This window comes from Bradyrhizobium sp. P2_E8, assembly GCF_056403875.1.
Genome location: NZ_JBFUES010001414.1, coordinates 1 through 1,432, shown reverse-complemented (window position 1 = coordinate 1,432; position 1,432 = coordinate 1). Strand labels below are relative to the sequence as shown.

Annotated in this window: 2 protein-coding genes; one reads left to right on the top strand and one right to left on the bottom strand. The window is 64.9% G+C overall.

Annotated features, from left to right (window positions below; translation table 11 throughout):
* Positions 1-722, bottom strand: a 722-nt coding sequence (locus AC1D00_RS40980; RefSeq protein WP_477014627.1) for a YiiX/YebB-like N1pC/P60 family cysteine hydrolase, incomplete at its 3' end; no start/stop codon positions are given.
* A 193-nt stretch (positions 723-915) separates the two neighbouring features.
* Here AC1D00_RS40980 and AC1D00_RS40975 point away from each other — a divergent pair.
* On the top strand, positions 916-1,432 hold a 517-nt coding region (locus AC1D00_RS40975), incomplete at its 3' end, for an FAD-dependent oxidoreductase (RefSeq protein ID WP_477014626.1).

Here is a 1,432-nt window from a genome sequence, read left to right as displayed (position 1 = left end):
GTCGTGTAGTCGAACCCGTGCACGATGGTGGGTTTGACGACTTCGAAATAGGGCGAGATGTCGAAGTCGCGGGGCATGTAGAGCGAGGAATCGCGGATGTGCAGGATCTCGCGCCGGGCCGCGCGGCTGCCGGCCTTGGTGATCTTGGGCAGGATCGGATAGCGCACGGCGTCGAACGCCTGCGCGATCAGCGCCGAGCAGATGATCTTGGTCGGATCGCCCGAGCCGATCGCGATCATGCGGCGCCGCCAGCGCTGCGGTATCGGCAGTGGAAACAGGAAGCGCATCAGGTCGACGATGTTCTTGGTGTCGTAGCCGAAGCCGATGCGGTTGATCGCATAGCGGCAGACCGTGGTGCGGTCCTCATAGGACAGCCCGACCGGGCGGCAGACGCGGGTGTGATAGGGGAAGTATTTCGACAGGGGCGCCGAGGTGACGCCTTCGCCGATATTGGCCTCGATCAGCACATGCGGCTCGCCGTTGGGCTCTTCCGCACCCTCGATCGGGCCGACATAGAGCGCGGCATGCGACCAGGTCGACTGCGTCAGGTATTTGATGATGCCGGAGATGCGGTTGTTGCCCTCGACCAGCAGCACGTCGCCGGGCTCGATGACGCCGCGCAGGTGCTCGGGGTCGCTCGGCGTGAACGGCTCATAGCCCGGCACCTCCTTCGAGAGGTACGCGGCAATCAGCTTGCCGACTGAATCTAGGACCGTCCCCATGTCGAACTCCCCCACGGCCTATTCCGGCCGCCTTTTTTTCCCTTCTCTATCATGGTCGAAACGTGTTGCAATTCGGTTCATCACTCTGTGAGATCAAGCACCATTGATTCACCATGATGGTTGCCGTGCAACATGAGATACGGCAAGGTTCGCTGGCTGTTCCCGTTTGCCGCAAGTCTCCGGAAACCATGACATGACAATCACGCGCCGCGGTTTCCTTTCGGCGTCGGCGGCCTTTGCGGCGATGCCGGTCCTGCGCGCAACCGCCGCACCCCTTCCGCGCGAGGCTGACATCGTCGTGATCGGCGCGGGGGCAGCCGGAATTGCCGCAGCGCGGCGCATCATGGCGGCCAATCGCAAGGTCGTGGTGGTCGAGGCGGCATCGCAAATAGGTGGCCGCTGCATCACGGATACGACGACCTTCGACGTGCCGTTCGACCGCGGCGCGCGCTGGATGCACAATCCCGAGACCAATCCGATGATCCGGCTGGCGCGCAGCGCCGGGCTCGACGTGCTGCCGGCGCCGTCGGGCCAGAAGATGCGCATCGGCCGCCGCAACGCGCGCGCTGGCGAGACCGAGGAATTCCTGGCGGCGCTGGTCCGCGCCAACCGCGCTATCGACGAGGCCGCGCGCGGTAAGCTCGATAGCTCCTGCGCCTCCGTGCTGCCGAAGGATCTCGGCGACTGGGCGGGCGCGGCCGAGTTCATGC